Annotated in this window: 13 protein-coding genes; 9 read left to right on the top strand and 4 right to left on the bottom strand. The window is 63.9% G+C overall.

From position 1 onward, the window contains the following. Positions 1–68: 68 nt before the first annotated feature. Together BGRAMDRAFT_RS14260 and mctP are read left to right on the top strand one after the other, a co-directional pair. Positions 69–266: a DUF3311 domain-containing protein gene (locus tag BGRAMDRAFT_RS14260; RefSeq protein ID WP_006049469.1), complete on the top strand. Its 198-nt coding sequence runs from the start codon at positions 69–71 to the stop codon at positions 264–266. Next, positions 263–1,744 (top strand): monocarboxylate uptake permease MctP, encoded by a 1,482-nt coding sequence (mctP, locus tag BGRAMDRAFT_RS14255; protein ID WP_006049468.1) that lies wholly within the window; start codon positions 263–265, stop codon positions 1,742–1,744. The genes BGRAMDRAFT_RS14260 and mctP overlap by 4 nt, the downstream gene beginning before the upstream one ends. An 81-nt stretch (positions 1,745–1,825) precedes the next feature. Here the strand turns inward: mctP and BGRAMDRAFT_RS14250 are convergent, their stop codons facing one another. Continuing rightward, positions 1,826–2,776 carry a LysR substrate-binding domain-containing protein gene (locus BGRAMDRAFT_RS14250; RefSeq protein WP_006049467.1) on the bottom strand — a complete coding sequence of 317 codons (951 nt, stop codon included), beginning with the start codon at positions 2,774–2,776 and terminating at the stop codon, positions 1,826–1,828. 252 nt (positions 2,777–3,028) lie between these two features. Here BGRAMDRAFT_RS14250 and BGRAMDRAFT_RS14245 point away from each other — a divergent pair, with 252 nt between their 5' ends. Together BGRAMDRAFT_RS14245 and BGRAMDRAFT_RS14240 are read left to right on the top strand one after the other, a co-directional pair. Beyond that, complete coding sequence (locus BGRAMDRAFT_RS14245; protein WP_006049466.1) at positions 3,029–4,453, top strand: putative bifunctional diguanylate cyclase/phosphodiesterase; 1,425 nt, start codon at positions 3,029–3,031, stop codon at positions 4,451–4,453. Positions 4,454–4,573: 120 nt separating this feature from the next. Continuing rightward, on the top strand, positions 4,574–4,846 hold the full coding sequence (locus BGRAMDRAFT_RS14240) for a hypothetical protein (protein ID WP_006049465.1): 273 nt from the start codon (positions 4,574–4,576) through the stop codon (positions 4,844–4,846). A gap of 58 nt (positions 4,847–4,904) precedes the next feature. On the opposite strand, the gene BGRAMDRAFT_RS14235 is transcribed toward BGRAMDRAFT_RS14240, so the two are convergent. Genes BGRAMDRAFT_RS14235 through BGRAMDRAFT_RS14225 form a run of 3 tightly spaced genes read right to left on the bottom strand, consistent with a single transcriptional unit; the run spans position 4,905 to position 9,000 of the window. Continuing rightward, positions 4,905–6,137, bottom strand: a complete 1,233-nt coding sequence (locus BGRAMDRAFT_RS14235; RefSeq protein WP_044021108.1) for an NAD(P)/FAD-dependent oxidoreductase — start codon at positions 6,135–6,137, stop codon at positions 4,905–4,907. Positions 6,138–6,148: 11 nt separating this feature from the next. Continuing rightward, complete coding sequence (locus BGRAMDRAFT_RS14230) at positions 6,149–7,675, bottom strand: amidase (RefSeq protein WP_006049463.1); 1,527 nt, start codon at positions 7,673–7,675, stop codon at positions 6,149–6,151. Between the two features lie 38 nt (positions 7,676–7,713). Beyond that, complete coding sequence (locus BGRAMDRAFT_RS14225) at positions 7,714–9,000, bottom strand: MFS transporter (protein WP_006049462.1); 1,287 nt, start codon at positions 8,998–9,000, stop codon at positions 7,714–7,716. 126 nt (positions 9,001–9,126) lie between these two features. Between BGRAMDRAFT_RS14225 and BGRAMDRAFT_RS14220 the strand changes: the two genes are divergently transcribed. From BGRAMDRAFT_RS14220 to BGRAMDRAFT_RS14200, 5 genes are all read left to right on the top strand, one after another. Further along, the gene (locus BGRAMDRAFT_RS14220; RefSeq protein WP_006049461.1) at positions 9,127–9,780 is read left to right on the top strand and encodes a helix-turn-helix domain-containing protein; all 654 of its coding nucleotides are present in this window, start codon (positions 9,127–9,129) and stop codon (positions 9,778–9,780) included. A gap of 109 nt (positions 9,781–9,889) precedes the next feature. Beyond that, positions 9,890–10,618, top strand: coding sequence for a DUF3348 domain-containing protein (locus BGRAMDRAFT_RS14215; RefSeq protein WP_006049460.1), 729 nt, complete (start codon positions 9,890–9,892; stop codon positions 10,616–10,618). A 10-nt stretch (positions 10,619–10,628) separates the two neighbouring features. Then, on the top strand, positions 10,629–13,160 hold the full coding sequence (locus BGRAMDRAFT_RS14210; RefSeq protein WP_006049459.1) for a DUF802 domain-containing protein: 2,532 nt from the start codon (positions 10,629–10,631) through the stop codon (positions 13,158–13,160). A 5-nt stretch (positions 13,161–13,165) separates the two neighbouring features. Beyond that, the gene (locus BGRAMDRAFT_RS14205; RefSeq protein ID WP_029970086.1) at positions 13,166–13,813 is read left to right on the top strand and encodes an OmpA family protein; all 648 of its coding nucleotides are present in this window, start codon (positions 13,166–13,168) and stop codon (positions 13,811–13,813) included. Between the two features lie 16 nt (positions 13,814–13,829). Further along, positions 13,830–14,477, top strand: coding sequence for a DUF2894 domain-containing protein (locus tag BGRAMDRAFT_RS14200; protein WP_006049457.1), 648 nt, complete (start codon positions 13,830–13,832; stop codon positions 14,475–14,477). Positions 14,478–14,528 lie beyond the last annotated feature (51 nt).

Genomic DNA, 14,528 nt, shown 5'->3' with positions numbered 1-14,528 from the left:
ACCGGATTTCCGCGCGCCGGATCACAAGTCCGGATGCGTGGTGTCAATAATAGACCTAGGAGATGTACATGGAGACCTCCCCATCCGCCGGCCGGTCATGGCTATGGCTCATTCTTTTGCTTCCGTATATCGCGCTCTTGTGGCTGCCGTTCTATAACGACACGCGTCCGTCGTTCGCCGGTTTTCCGTTCTTCTACTGGTATCAGTTCTTGTGGGTGCCGTTGACCTCGCTACTGATTTACGTCGTGTACCGAGGTGTCAAATGAGCGACCTGAACCCCGTCAATCCGGTGGCGATGACCGTCTTCATCGCATTCTTCGTGCTTGTCACGGTAATCGGTTTCTTTGCCGCCCGCTGGAAACGCGGCGACCTCACGCAGTTGCACGAATGGGGTCTGGGCGGCCGGCAGTTCGGCACGGTCATTTCCTGGTTCCTCGTCGGCGGCGACTTTTATACCGCCTACACGGTGATCGCCGTACCCGCACTCGTGTATTCCGTCGGCGCATATGGTTTCTTCGCGTTGCCGTACACGATCATCGTTTACCCGTTCGTGTTCGCGGTGATGCCGAAGTTGTGGAAAATCGCACACGCGAAGAACCACATCACGGCAGCGGACTACGTGCACGGCGAATACGGCGGCAAGTGGTTTCCGGCCGCGGTCGCGTTGACCGGTATCGTGGCGACCATGCCGTATATCGCGCTGCAACTGGTCGGCATGCAAGTGGTGATCAAGGGACTCGGCGTGACCGGCGAATTGCCGCTGATCGTCGCGTTCGTGATTCTCGCGCTGTACACGTATGCAAGCGGCTTGCGCGCCCCGGCGATGATCGCGTTCGTGAAGGACATCATGATTTACATCGTCGTGATCGCGGCGGTGTGGCTGATTCCCGCGAAACTCGGCGGCTACGCGCATGTGTTCGACGCAGCGGATACCTACTTCAAGGCGAAGGGCGGCGCGACCGGCATCATTCTCAAGCCGACGCAATTCACCGCGTATGCATCGCTCGCACTGGGTTCGGCGCTCGCGGCCTTCATGTATCCGCACACGATGACGGCGGTGCTCTCGTCCTCTTCGGCAAAAACGGTGCGCAAGAATGCGATTTTTCTGCCGGCTTATACGCTGCTGCTCGGCCTGATCGCGTTGCTTGGTTATATGGCGATCGCGGCCGGCGTGCATGTGAAGTCGGCTTCGGATATCGTGCCGGCGCTTTTCAATACGCTGTTCCCGTCGTGGTTCGTCGGCTTTGCGGCGGCTGCAATTGCGATTAGCGCACTGGTTCCGGCAGCGATCATGTCGATCGGCGCGGCCAATCTGTTCACGCGCAATTTGTGGCGCCCGCTGGTGTCGCCGAATATCACGCCTGAAGCCGAGGCGGCGAACGCGAAGATCGTGTCGCTCGTGGTGAAGTTCGGCGCGTTGCTGTTCATCGTGTTCCTGCCGACGCAATATGCGATCGACCTGCAATTGCTCGGCGGCGTGTGGATCTTGCAGATCTTCCCGGCTATCGTGTTCTCGCTGTACACGCGGCGCCTGAATACGCCGGGTCTCTTTAGCGGTTGGCTCGTCGGCATTTTGCTTGGCACGTCGCTCGCGATTTCGCAAGGGCTCAAGCCGGTGTTCGCACTGCATCTCGGCGACGCCGTGTATCCGGTTTATATCGGCCTGATCGCACTGGTCGCGAACATCGTGGTGGCGTTCGTCGTGTCGGCGCTGTCGCCGCGGCGAGTGGCCGTGACCGCCTGATCGTTCTTTACGGATCGAGTGTTATTGACGCCGCGGGCCTTCGGGCTCGCGGCGTTTTTTATTTAAAGCGAGCGAGGCGCGCTAAACGAGCACTTCCACCGATTGCATGGCGCGGCGAATCTCCGTCGTGCGGCCCCACGATTCATCGCGGATCGTTTCGAGCAGGCAATCGATAAAGCACTGCGACGCTGCATCGGACGGCTCGCCCGTGCGCGTGATGATGCCGACTGTCGAGTCCTCGAGTTCTTCGCGCAAGGGGATCGCGCACAAACCGTCGCGCGCCGCGCAGAGTTCGACGAGCGGCCACGGAAAAATGCTCACCATGTCAGTGCGCTTGAGCAGTGCGACCGCCACGGTGAGCGAATGGAGAAAGTGGATGCTGCGCGGCACCGGCAATCCGTAGCGGGAAAACATCTGATAGGGCGCATGCCCCTCGGTTTCCGGATCGAGCGCAACCAGCCAGTCGTCGTCGAGCAATTCCGCGAGAGAACGCGATTCCGCGCGCGGATGACCCAGGCGTGCGACGACCGCGCGGCTCGTGGCGAACAGCGGCTGATAGTTGAAATCGCATGCAGAGACACTCGGCGATTGACGCCCGACATAAATGTCCAGGCTGCCGTCGCGTAAGCGCGGTGTCGCGATCGCGAGTAAGCCTTCGAATAATTCCAGTTGTATTGCCGGCATTCTGGCGCGAAAGCGCGCGACTGTTTCGGGCAGAAATGTCAATGCGACCCACGCGGTCACCGCAATCGAAAGACGCCCGCTTGGCTCGCCGCGCATTGCGTCCATCGCCTGATGCGCACGCACCATTTGCGCGGCGACGAGCCGTGCATGCAAAAGCAGGGTTTGCCCGCATTCGGTGAGCGTCACTCCGGACGATGTGCGCACAACGAGTTGAACGTGTGCCGCTTCTTCCAGTTGCTGAATATTTTGCGTTACGGCCGCCGGCGACGAATTGAGCGTTCGCGCGGCACCCCTGACACTTCCCGCATCGGCAATGGCGATGAGGGCGCGTAGCTGATGAATTTTCATTTGTGGCCCAGCGGTTTATACCGCGTGTGGTAAAGCGTTTGCCGTTGCTTTACGCGTTCACCGGCGTGGCGCGTTCTCAAGCGGCCTATGCGGGAATATCGTGGAGGCACGGCTACCGCATGGCGGCGCGTGTTTTTTCTCGCGCGATAAAGCTCTACACCTCGTAGTCTCGACGGCTATAAAAATTTAGCTGCATGCATAAAACGGCAAGCTGTCTGCTGAATGCGTAATGCCTAGCATAGGAGTGTAATGATGACCGAGCAAGTTTCCGTGCCGGCAAGCGCTTCCGGCGTTCCATTGCACTTCGCACATGACGACGCAACATTGAAAAGCCCTACTGTGCAAAGGGTGGCGGATGGACGGCTCCTGCATGCTTTGTTTGTCGATTCGCTCACGGGTGTCTATAACCGCGCGTACGCGACAGGGCGCGCTCAACAGCTTCTGAAGTCTGCGCGGGCGGCGCGTGTGGCAATGCTGGTGGTCAACGTGGATGGCTTCAGCAGGATCAACGACATTGCTGACTACGATCTCGGCGACCGCCTGTTGCGCAGCGTCGCCCAGCGGCTCGCGCGCGCGCTCGCCACGAACGATCTGCTTGCGCGGATCGGCGGCGACGAGTTCCTGATCGTTACCGAACATCACGGCCACATGCCGATGCTAGCCGCGTTCGCGCAACAGATGCTCGCGTTATTCGCCGAGCCGTTCGTGATCGCGGGGCGCGAGTATCGCGTGAGTGCGTCGGTGGGCGTTGCGCGCTCCAACGACGGCGCTCGCGATGCGGCGCTGTTGATGCGCGATGCCGGCGCCGCGATGCGTCGCGCGAAAGTCCATGCACCCGGCAACGTGTGCTTTTTCACGCGCGATATGAAAGAGGCTGCGCAGCGCCGCTTTGCGATCGAGAACCGGCTGCGCGATGCGCTCAAGGCGGGCGAATTAACAATTGCGTATCAGCCAGTCGTGGCGGCGGCGTCGCGCGAAACCATAGCTGTGGAGGCATTGTTGCGCTGGACCAGCAGCGAACTTGGCGACGTGGCCCCCGCGGAATTCATCCCGATTGCGGAACAGGCGGGCTTGATGGAAGACATCGGCGATTGGGTACTCGAGCAGGCCTGCGCACAGGTCGCGAACTGGCGCTGGAGCATCGCGCCGGATGTCAGTGTGTCCGTGAATATTTCGCCGGTGCAGTTCAACGCGCGGCTCGTGCAACGTGTCGCTGCGTGCCTTGCGAACAGCGGGCTCGACCCCTGCGCTTTGCAGCTCGAAATCACCGAGGGCATTCTCCTGCCGGACGATGCCACCGTGCGCGCGACGATGGCCGCGCTGGCCAAACTAGGCGTCACGCTCGCAATCGACGACTTCGGCACGGGCTACGCGTCGCTGTCGTATCTGAAGCGTTTTGCGCTGCATGGCCTGAAGATCGACCGCTCGTTTGTCGCCGGTTTGCCGGGCGACACGGATTGCGCTGCGATTGCAGAGGCGCTTGTGAAAATGGCTCATGCATGCGGAATGTCGGTCACGGCTGAAGGCGTGGAAACCGAACAGCAGGCAGTGATGCTGCGCGAGATGGGCTGCGACGCGCTGCAAGGCTATCTGTTCGGCCGCCCTGGAACCGCGGCCGATTGCGCCGGCAGATTATCGGACGCGGACCGCTTCAGGAGAAAGCGTATGCCCAGATAACGAATGCGTGAGAGGGCTGGCGTTTTCGGCCATGACTTCTAGAATGATTTCATAAAAATGACGAGCTTGAACGCCACCGGCATGGGAGGTGTCGCGTTAGTCAGTCAGGAGAGAGAGAACATGTGTGATGCAGAAATCGCTGCTGTGCTGTTGAACCGTTGCACCGCTCAGCCATTCGATAACGAGGAGCCCGCCTATCTCGACATATTGCGCGAAGGCAATCTTTCGTTCAAACATGTCGTGAGCTTTGTGGGTCCGCGCGATATTCCGGACCCCGAAGCATGTCATGCCGAATCGATCATTTTCGCCGACGGCTCGCGCGCATTGCGGATCAGCCCGGTAGCAGGCGACAGCGGCTGGACGCGCTGGACCGCGCTGCAACCGCTGCACTAAATGAAGCGGCAGGCGCGCTTCCCGCACGAAGCGGCAGGCGCGCTGCCCGCGTTTGACGTTAGAACCTGTCCACTCTGAACGGATGCGTGTCTACGAGCGTTTCTTCACCCGTCATCATTTCGGCGATCAGGCGGCCGGTCACCGGCCCGAGCGTGAGTCCGTGATGCGCGTGACCAAATGCGAACCACAAGCCCTGATGTTTTTCGGCGCGGCCAATCACCGGCATCATGTCCGGCGTGCAAGGCCGCGCGCCCATCCACGGTTGATCGTCGAGGCGTTTGTCGAGTGGGAACAGCGTGCGTGCAATCGGTTCGACGGCGGCGAGTTGCGTGGGCGTTTTCGGCGCATCGAGCAATGCGATTTCAGCGCCGGTCGTCAGGCGGATGCCGCGCGCCATCGGCGCGAGCAGATAGCCTCTTTCGGCGTCGAGTACCGGATGATTGAGGCGCGCGCCCGCGCGTGCCGCGTAATGCATGTGGTAGCCGCGCTTGACGCCGAGCGGCAGCCGATACCCGAGCCGCGAACTGAGCACGCCGGACCACGGCCCCAACGCGACCACCGCCGATGAAGCCGCGATCGTCCCTGCGTTTGTCGTGACCTCCCAGCCGTTGCGCAGCGTATTGGCGTCGCCGGTGAAGAACCGTCCGCCGAGCGCCTCGAAGTATTTCGCGTAGGCCGTGACGAGCGCGTTCGGATCGCTCACCGAATCCGCTTGCGTGTAGCGCAGGCCGCCGAGCAATGCCTTGTCGAGATCGGGCTCGATGTGCTGCAGGTGGGCGGCGTCGAGCGCTTCGAATTCGACGCCGTATTCGCGGCTCCATCGATCGGCGACTCGCAGTTCCGCGTCCTGAGCGGCGTTGCTGCGAAACACCTTGATCCAGCCCGTGGGGCGCAGCAAAGCACTCGCGTCCGCTTGCGCGGCCAGCGTGCGATGCTCGCTCACGCAATGTTCGATCAGCGTCGAATATGACTTTGCAATCGCGGCGTGTTTCGCCGGATCGGAGTTGCGCCAGTATCTCCACAGAAACGGCGCCGCGTGAAATAGCGCATCGGCGTGGTAGCGAACGTCGAGCGACTGGTTGCGCGCATAGCGAAGCAATGCACCCAGTCCGCGCGGAAATGCGTACGGGTACACGCCTTCTCGCTGAATCAATCCGGCATTGCCGAACGAGGTCTCGTTGCCTGGCGCCTTGCGGTCGACCAGCGCGACCTGTCGGCCGCGCTTTTGCAAATGCACGGCCACGCACACGCCGACAATGCCGGCGCCGAGTACGACGGTATCGAACTTCATTGTTGTCATCGTTAAACCGCTGAGAGGCCCGAGCCGTTCGCGTCGGCGTCGTTAAAAAGAGGGGGCGACGTCACGATCGATTTCAACGAGGCGTCCGCTTTCGTGAGCTTCGACAGATCGGGGCGCGGACGGCGCAACGCAGGCGATTGCGCGAAAACCTGCTCCATCGCATGTGCGACGGCGAGTGTCTTGCGGTCGCCATGAAACGGCCCGACGACCTGCAAGCCGAACGGCATGCCCGCGTGATCGACACCGCATGGCAGCGACAGCGCCGGATGCGTCGTCAGCGTGACGACATAGGTGAGCGCGAGCCAGCGGTAATAGTTGTCCTGCTCGCGCCCGTCGATTTGCGCGGCGTACAGTTGCTGCCACGGAAACGGCGACACCGGCGTGGTCGGCGAGAGGATCACGTCGTACTGCTCGAACGCGGCCTGAAAGCGTTTGAAGATGCGCGTCTGTTCGGCTTGAGCCCACGCGCTGTCCGCGAGACTCATGCTTGCGCCGAGCTCATAGTTGGCGCGCGTGTTCGGGCCGAGTTGCGCCGGATCGCGCGTGTAGGCATCGTGCAGACCGGCGACGAAGCTCTCCGCGCGAATCACGTCGAAGCAGCGGTGCACGTCGCCGAGATCGAAGCTCACTTCCTCGCATGAACGGAAAGACGGCGCGATCAGCGCGATGCGTTCACGAAACACGTTGCGGATCGACGCATCCACGTCGCAACTGCCGAAGTCTTCGGTCCAGCCCACGCGCAACGTGCTGAGGTCGATGTCGGCGGGCGCGGCGAAGCTGAGCGGATCGGCGGCAAAGCTGAGCGGGTCGCCCGCCGAGATGCCCACGGTAGCGGCGAGTTGCAAGCACGCTTCGGCGACGCTGCGGCCCATCGGTCCAACCACCGAGATCGGCGACCAGCCCACCAGCTTGCGCGAATTCGGCACGAGTCCCGGCGTCGGACGAAAGCCCACCACGCCGCATTTGGAAGCGGGAATGCGCAACGAGCCGCCGGTGTCCGAGCCGGTGCACACGGGCAGCATGTCGCACGCAAGCGCGGCCGCCGAACCGCCCGACGAGCCGCCTGCATTCAATGCTGTATTGAACGGATTGCCGGTCGCGCCCCACACCGGATTGCGCGTGTTCGCGCCGGCGCCGAGTTCCGGCACGTTGGTCTTCGCGGTGACGATCGCGCCGGCGGCACGCAGACGCTCGACGAGCACCACGTCTTGCGTGGGCACGTTGCCGCGCGACATCGGCGAACCATAAGTCGTCAGGAGTCCGGCGGTATTTTCGAGGTCCTTCACGCCGAGCGGCAAGCCGTGCAGAAGGCCGAGCGGCTCGCCGTCGAGTACCTGCTTTTCCGCGCGTTTCGCGGCGGCGCGCGCGGCCACAAAGTCGGTTGCGGTGATCGCGTTGACCGCCGGATTCACCGCCTCGATTCGCGCGATGCACGCCTCCAGCAGTTCGACGGGCGAGATCTCTTTCGCGCCGATCATCCGGCGCAACTCGACCGCGCTGCGGCCGGGCAAATCGTTGTCTCGACTCATATCGTCTCCACTCATTGTGCTCATTGTGTCTTTCTTTGTCAGCCGAGCGCTTCGCCGGTGCGGTCCTTCAGCCAGATTACCGGCACGAGCGAAATCGCGCATGCGGCGGCCACATACCAGGCCGGCGCGAGCGGATTGCCGGTGCGCGCGACCAGCCAGCTTGCGATAAACGGCGAGAAGCCGCCGAAAAACGATGCGCTCACAACATACGTCAATGCAATTCCGGTTGCACGCACATGCTTCGGGAACAGTTCCGGGATCATCACGAGCACGGGCACGATCTGCCCGGACACGAACACGGCGAGCAGCGCGGACACGATGCAAAGCGCCGTCATCGACGGATGCGCGCTCAGGAATGCAAACGCCGGATACACGAGCAACAGCATCACGACGCGCGAAATCACGAGCACGCGCTTGCGGGTGTAGCGGTCCGCGAGCATGCCGGCGAGCGGCGCGGCGACGAACAGCGCAAGCGAACTGACGATACCGGAGATCACCGCGGACGTCGACGAAAGATGCAGCGCGCGCACCGCATGACTCGGCAGAAAAAAGGCGGTGATGTAGACCGACACGGAGCCGCCCAACTCGGCGAAAGTGCCGAGAATCGTCAGCTTCAGATGCGTGGTCAGCGCGGCCTTCAGCGCGCCGCTCGGCGCGGCTTCGCCGGGCTTGCGCGCGGTCAGCGTTTCTTCGAGGCGCCGGCGGATCAGCATGCCGGCCGGCGCCGCGACGATGCCGAGCACGAACGGAATCCGCCAGCCCCATTCGAGCACGGCCTGCTTCGGCAGCAGCACGTTGACGAGCGTCGCGACCAGCGCGCCGAGCACGAGGCCTGCCGCGGTCGCCGCGAAGTTCCAGCTCGCGAAGAACGCGCGCGTGTTGTCGGTGGCATATTCGACGAGCAGCGTCGTGCCCGGTCCGAACTCGCCGCCCGCCGCGAAGCCTTGTATCAACCGCGCGGCGAGCACGATGAGCGGCGCGGCGAAGCCGGCGACCGCGTAAGTGGGCGCGCACGCGATCATCGCGCAGCTAAGCGCCATCAGCATGATCGTGAGGACCATCGCGTTCTTGCGGCCCGCGCGATCCGCATACGCGCCGATCACGACGCCGCCGAGCGGCCGCACCACGAAGCCCACGCCGAATACGCCGATCGACAGCAAAAACTGATTGACGGGCGACGCGCCCGGAAAGAACAACTGCCCGATCTGGATCGCGAAGAAGCTGTAGATCGTGAAGTCGTAGAATTCGAGCGCCGTGCCGATGGTCGTGGCAGTAATGACGCGGGTCTTCGTCAAACGGGACTGACTAAGCGCAAGGGTAGACACAATACGGGCCCCACATAAAGGTGGAATCGACGTGAGTTATCATATACGAGAAAAAAATAATTTCTCGCATACGAGAAATTTTTGTGGAACAGGCGGGAAGCAAGGAAGCCAGGCGGAATCAGTGACATGGTCAAAGCCGTAGCCGTAGTGAAACAACCGAAGGCGCACGCGCATGAAGCGCCGCCGTCGCTCGATCACAAACTGGTGGGCGGGCATTTGCGGCAGGCGCGCAAGGCGCGCGGGCTGACGCTCGCCGAATTGTCCGAGCGCTCGGGCATTGCGGTATCGACGATCTCGAAGGCCGAGCGCGGGGACATCGCGCTGACCTACGACAAGTTCGCGGCACTCGCGCATTCGCTCGAGCTCGAGTTCGACGCGATTTTCGGCCGGCGCCGCAAGCCGGCGGCCGGCGCGATGAAGCCGTCGTTCACCGCGGCCGGCAAGCAGCAGGTGTACGACACGCCGAACTACGAGTACGGCATGCTCGCGAACAACCTCACGGGCAAACGCATGATGCCGATGCGCGCGCACATCCATGCGCGCGCCGTGGCGGACTTTCCCGAGTACATCCGGCATTCGGGCGAGGAGTTCGTCTTTCTGCTCTCCGGCAAGCTTGAATTGCGCTTCGAGAACGGCAAGTCGTTCAGGCTGATGCCGGGCGACAGCCTGTACTTCGACAGCTCGGTCGGGCACATCTATGTGAGCGTCGGCGAGGAAGATGCGGATGCGCTGGTGTGCTGCGTCGATACGGACGAGCATCGGCCGCGCGGAGCGATTTGAACGCCTATTCCCGAGCGCCACGATGTCTGCGTGCGAGGACGTTGTAATGGGGAGCGAAGCCGTCGTGCGCGTCAGCGTGTAAACTGCTGACTTTTTTGCATCCGGTGGTATGTTGCAAGCCCCCCAGCGCACAGCTCTCAGCGGCCCGGCGCTCGTTCGCCTGCTGGCGCGCTTCGCCAATGTCGACGTTCCCGAACCACGGCAATCGCTATCCGACCGGCTGAGCCAGTGGCTCGGCTGGACGGATGCGATCGCGCTGTCGTCGGCGCTCAGCGGCGCGCCGCCCACGCGGGCCGCGGGCGCGCGAGCGTTCGGCAGCGCGGAGGAGGCGGAATGCGCGCGCGCGCGGGCCGCGCTCGTCGGCACGATTACCGGCGACAGCGCGTTCGCGACCGCCAGGCGCCGCGGTCCCGCGTATGTGGAGCCGCAGGCCGCGCCCGTCGACTACGCGCTCTTTCGTCAGCGCTACCAGGCCATGCAGCAGTCGATGGAAACGGGTGTCGGCAATCTACGCGGCCGGCTGCGCGCGTTGCTTGCCGCCAGGAATCCTGCGATGGGCCGTCTCGCGGTGCTCGATGCCGTGATGGAACGCGCGCTTGGCGAACGCGAGCGGAGCCTGCTGGCCAATCTGCCGGTGCTGCTCGCCGGACACTTCGAGCGTTTGCGCGACGCCGCACAGCCGCTGCCGGACGATGGCGATGGCGCACAAGCCGCCCCCGGCGCGCCCGGCCCCTGGCTCGACGTGTTCCGCAAGGACATGCAAAGCGTGTTGCTTGCCGAGCTGGATATTCGTTTACAACCAGTCGAAGGGTTGCTTGCCGCCCTTCGTACTCGCTAACCGGGACGCCATGTCCAGATATCGTATTGATCTCGTTGTGTTCGCGGCAGGTCTCGCCGCGGTGTGCGGCATTGCCATCGGCTATGTCGGGTCCAACTGGCTGGCGCTGGCCGTCACGCTGCTGATCGGCGCGTTCTATCTTGCCGGCGCGCTCGAATTGCGGCGCTATAGCGCGGCGACCGCGACGCTCACTAGCGCCGTGGCGCGCCTCACTGAGCCGCCGCCGCGGCTTGGCGCGTGGCTCGAGGAATTGCATCCGGGCTTGCGCAATACGGTTCGTCTTCGCATCGAAGGCGAGCGCGTCGCGTTGCCGGGGCCTGCGCTCACGCCTTATCTCGTCGGCTTGCTGGTGCTGCTCGGCATGCTCGGCACGCTGCTCGGCATGGTCGTGACCTTGCGCGGCACCGGCATGGCGCTCGAAAGCGCAACCGATCTGGCCGCGATCCGCGCTTCGCTGGCCGCGCCGGTGAAGGGCCTGGGCTTCGCGTTCGGTACGTCGATCGCGGGCGTGGCGAGTTCCGCGATGCTGGGCCTGTTGTCGGCGTTGTGCCGCCGCGAGCGGCTCGAAGCGGCGCAACAGCTCGACGTCAGGATCGCCACGAGCCTGCGCATCTATTCGCAGGCTCATCAGCGCGACGAGAGCTTCCGGCTCCTGCAACGGCAAGCGGAACTGATGCCGACGCTGGTCGATCGCCTGCAAACGATGATGGCCGCGATGGAGCAGCACAGCCTCGCTTTCAACGAGCGCCAGCTTGCGAGCCAGGAGACGTTTCACAGCAAGGCGCAGGTCGCATACACGCGGCTCGCGGCATCGGTCGAACAGTCGTTGAAGCAGAGCGTCGCGGACAGCACGCGTGCTGCCGGCGCGGCGCTCGAACCGGTCATGCAGGCGACGATGGCCGGCCTCGCGCGCGAGAGCGCCGCGTTGCACGAGAGCGTCTCGCAGGCGGTGCAGCGGCAACTGGATGCGCTGTCGAACGGTTTCGAGTCGGCTACCGGCAAGATCGCGGGCATCTGGAACGAGGCGCTCGCCGGCCAGCAACGTTCGAACGATGCAATGACGCAGCAATTACAGGCATCGCTGGAGCGCTTCACGCAGACTTTCGACGAGCGCTCGGCCGGACTTGTCGACGGCGTTTCCGCGCGCCTCGAAACCGCGGCGGGCAAGCTTTCGCAGACGTGGAACGACGCGCTGTCGCGCCACGAGCAGTCCGGCGCGACGCTGGCGGCGCGGCACGAGCAGGCGCTGGTTGCGGCGGCGGCGGCGTTCGCGGAGCATTCGGCGTCGCTGGTGCGCAACGTGGGCGAGTCGCATGCGGACTTGCAGACGCAACTGGCCTCGCGAGACGAAGCGCGGCTCGCCGCGTGGACGGAGAAGCTCGAGTCGATGGCGGGCATGATCGGCAAGGAGTGGCAGCAGGCGGGCGAACAGAACGAAGCGCGGCTTGCGGCATGGACCGCGAAGCTCGATTCGATGGCGACCACGCTTAGCGAGAAATGGCAGCAAGCCGGGGAACATAACGAAGAGCGGCTCACGGCGTGGACGTCGAAGCTCGATTCGATGGCGAGCGCCCTCGGCAAGGAATGGCAGCAGGCGGGAGAGCACAACGAAGCGCGGCTCGCGGCATGGACGTCGAAGCTCGATTCGATGGTGGCGATGCTCGGCAAGGAATGGCAGCAAGCCGGCGAACACAACGAAGCACGTCTTACGGCATGGACGTCGAAGCTCGATTCGATGGCGAGCGCCCTCGGTAAGGAATGGCAGCAGGCGGGAGAGCACAACGAAGCGCGTCTCGCGGCGTGGACGTCGAAGCTCGATTCGATGGTGGCGATGCTCGGCAAGGAATGGCAGCAAGCCGGCGAACTAACGGCCAACCGTCAGCAGCAGATTTGCGACACGCTCGAGCAGACCGCGCGCGATATTTCGGCTCAGACGCAGGCGCATGCCAGCGAAACCATCGCTGAAATTTCGCGGCTCATGCAGGCGGCGTCCGAGGCGCCGAAGGCCGCTGCCGAAGTGGTCGCCGAGTTGCGGCAGAAGCTGTCGGACAGCATGGTGCGCGACACGGCGATGCTGCAGGAGCGCAGCCGTCTGCTCGAAACCCTGGAGACGCTGCTGGACGCGGTCAACCATGCATCCACGGAACAGCGCACGGCGGTCGATGCGCTCGTCGCGACGTCGGCGGATTTGCTCGAACGCGTCGGCACGCGTTTCACCGACAAGGTCGAGGCCGAGGCCGACAAGATCGGCGCGATAGCCGCGCAGATCGCGGGCGGCGCCGTCGAAGTGGCGAGCCTCAGCGACGCGTTCGGCGCGGCGGTGCAGTTGTTCGGCGAATCGAACGACAAGCTCGTCGCGCATCTGGAGAGAATCGAAGCGGCGCTCGACAAGTCGCTCACGCGCAGCGACGAACAGCTTGCCTACTACGTGGCGCAGGCGCGCGAAGTTATCGATCTGAGCGTGATGTCGCAAAAGCAGATCGTCGAAGATCTGCAGCAGCTTGCGGCGCGGCGCTCGGCTGATGGAGTCGAGGCGGCATGAGCGGGATGAGCGAGGACATCGACGGCGGCGTCGAGCCGGGCACGCCAATCTGGGCGGCGTTCGGCGACATGATGTCCGTGCTGCTCGGCGCGTTCATGCTGATTCTGGTGGCCGTCATCGGCGTGCAACTGGAACTGTCGAACAAGCTCGAGCAGGAGGTCAAGCAGCGTCAGGTTGAAACGCAGCGCCGCAAGACGCTCGAAGAGGCGCTCGCCGGCCCGCTCGCGGCCGGCCGCGTGACGCTCGTGAACGGGCGCATCGGCATCAGCGGCAATGTGCTGTTCGCGCTCAACTCCGACCAGTTGCAGCCGCAAGGGCGCGATCTATTGAAGAGCCTGGCCGGCCCGCTGTCCGCCTATCTGCGTGCAAGCGACCAGATCCTGATGGTGAGCGGCTTTACCGACGATCAGCGGCTGCGCGAAGGCAATCGCCGTTTCGCGGACAACTGGGAGTTGTCGGCGCAGCGCGCGCTGACGGTGACGCGCGCGTTGATCGAGGCGGGCGTGCCGGCGCCGTCGCTGTTCGCGGCGGCATTCGGCTCCGGCCAGCCCGTCAGTTCGAATGCCGACGAGCAAGGGCGCGCGCGCAACCGTCGCGTGGAAATCGCGCCGGTGCCGAGACTGTCGGCGGCCGCGGGAAAGCCTCGTGAGTAACGGCGCGAGCGATCCCATGACTGAAGCCGCAGGCGACACACAGACGCCGCGCGCCATGCTCGATGCGTGGCGCGAGCGCGGCGCCGATCGTGTCGATCCGTCGCGGTTTCGTTTCATCGACGCGTTGGAGCGGCGTGCCGCCGCGCAGTGCGGCGAGACTCGCCGCGTGCTCGACGAGAGGCTCGCCGTGTTGCTTGATGCGTATGCGCGGCAAATAGCTGCGGCCGAGCGCGACGCATGCGACGCTATGAAAACCGATAACGCTGCCCGCACAGCCGAATCGACAACAGGCGCAGGCCCGCTCGTCCAGCTCATCGCCGAATTGCAAAGTGCGTCGCAACACCGCGAGCGCAACCACACCGCCTATCCCGAACTCCCCGAACTCGATTATTTCCGGCAGACGTGGGCCAAAGTCCGCACCGACAAGCAGTTGCGGCAGTCGCTGCAACCTGCGCCCGGCAACGCCGGGCCGCTCAATTCGAGCAGCCTCGTGCATCGCTCGCTGTCGCTGATGCGCGAGTTGTCGCCGGGCTATCTGAAGCAGTTTCTCTCGTATGTCGACGCGTTGTCGTGGATCGAGCAATTGAACGGCGGCGCCCCGCCCAGCAAGGAGCCGCCGCGCGCGGCGACGGGCGGCAAGGGCGGGCGCGGCAAGACGCGCTGATGCCTCGCGGCGCTTGACGTGGCATATTGGCGGGTAGCCATCGAAAGGAGC

Origin of the sequence: Paraburkholderia graminis C4D1M (assembly GCF_000172415.1) — a bacterium.
GTDB lineage: Bacteria > Pseudomonadota > Gammaproteobacteria > Burkholderiales > Burkholderiaceae > Paraburkholderia > Paraburkholderia graminis.
The sequence above is the reverse complement of the archived record's forward strand: the minus strand, read 5'-3'. Positions and strand labels throughout refer to the sequence as shown.

Excerpts from the sequence above, each read along its gene's own strand:
- BGRAMDRAFT_RS14260 (WP_006049469.1), top strand. The coding sequence starts at position 69 with ATGGAGACCTCCCCATCCGCCGGCCGGTCATGGCTATGGCTCATTCTT.
- mctP (WP_006049468.1), top strand. The coding sequence starts at position 263 with ATGAGCGACCTGAACCCCGTCAATCCGGTGGCGATGACCGTCTTCATC.
- BGRAMDRAFT_RS14250 (WP_006049467.1), bottom strand. The coding sequence starts at position 2,776 with ATGAAAATTCATCAGCTACGCGCCCTCATCGCCATTGCCGATGCGGGA.
- BGRAMDRAFT_RS14245 (WP_006049466.1), top strand. The coding sequence starts at position 3,029 with ATGACCGAGCAAGTTTCCGTGCCGGCAAGCGCTTCCGGCGTTCCATTG.
- BGRAMDRAFT_RS14240 (WP_006049465.1), top strand. The coding sequence starts at position 4,574 with ATGTGTGATGCAGAAATCGCTGCTGTGCTGTTGAACCGTTGCACCGCT.
- BGRAMDRAFT_RS14235 (WP_044021108.1), bottom strand. The coding sequence starts at position 6,137 with ATGAAGTTCGATACCGTCGTACTCGGCGCCGGCATTGTCGGCGTGTGC.
- BGRAMDRAFT_RS14230 (WP_006049463.1), bottom strand. The coding sequence starts at position 7,675 with ATGAGTCGAGACAACGATTTGCCCGGCCGCAGCGCGGTCGAGTTGCGC.
- BGRAMDRAFT_RS14220 (WP_006049461.1), top strand. The coding sequence starts at position 9,127 with ATGGTCAAAGCCGTAGCCGTAGTGAAACAACCGAAGGCGCACGCGCAT.
- BGRAMDRAFT_RS14215 (WP_006049460.1), top strand. The coding sequence starts at position 9,890 with ATGTTGCAAGCCCCCCAGCGCACAGCTCTCAGCGGCCCGGCGCTCGTT.
- BGRAMDRAFT_RS14210 (WP_006049459.1), top strand. The coding sequence starts at position 10,629 with ATGTCCAGATATCGTATTGATCTCGTTGTGTTCGCGGCAGGTCTCGCC.
- BGRAMDRAFT_RS14205 (WP_029970086.1), top strand. The coding sequence starts at position 13,166 with ATGAGCGAGGACATCGACGGCGGCGTCGAGCCGGGCACGCCAATCTGG.
- BGRAMDRAFT_RS14200 (WP_006049457.1), top strand. The coding sequence starts at position 13,830 with ATGACTGAAGCCGCAGGCGACACACAGACGCCGCGCGCCATGCTCGAT.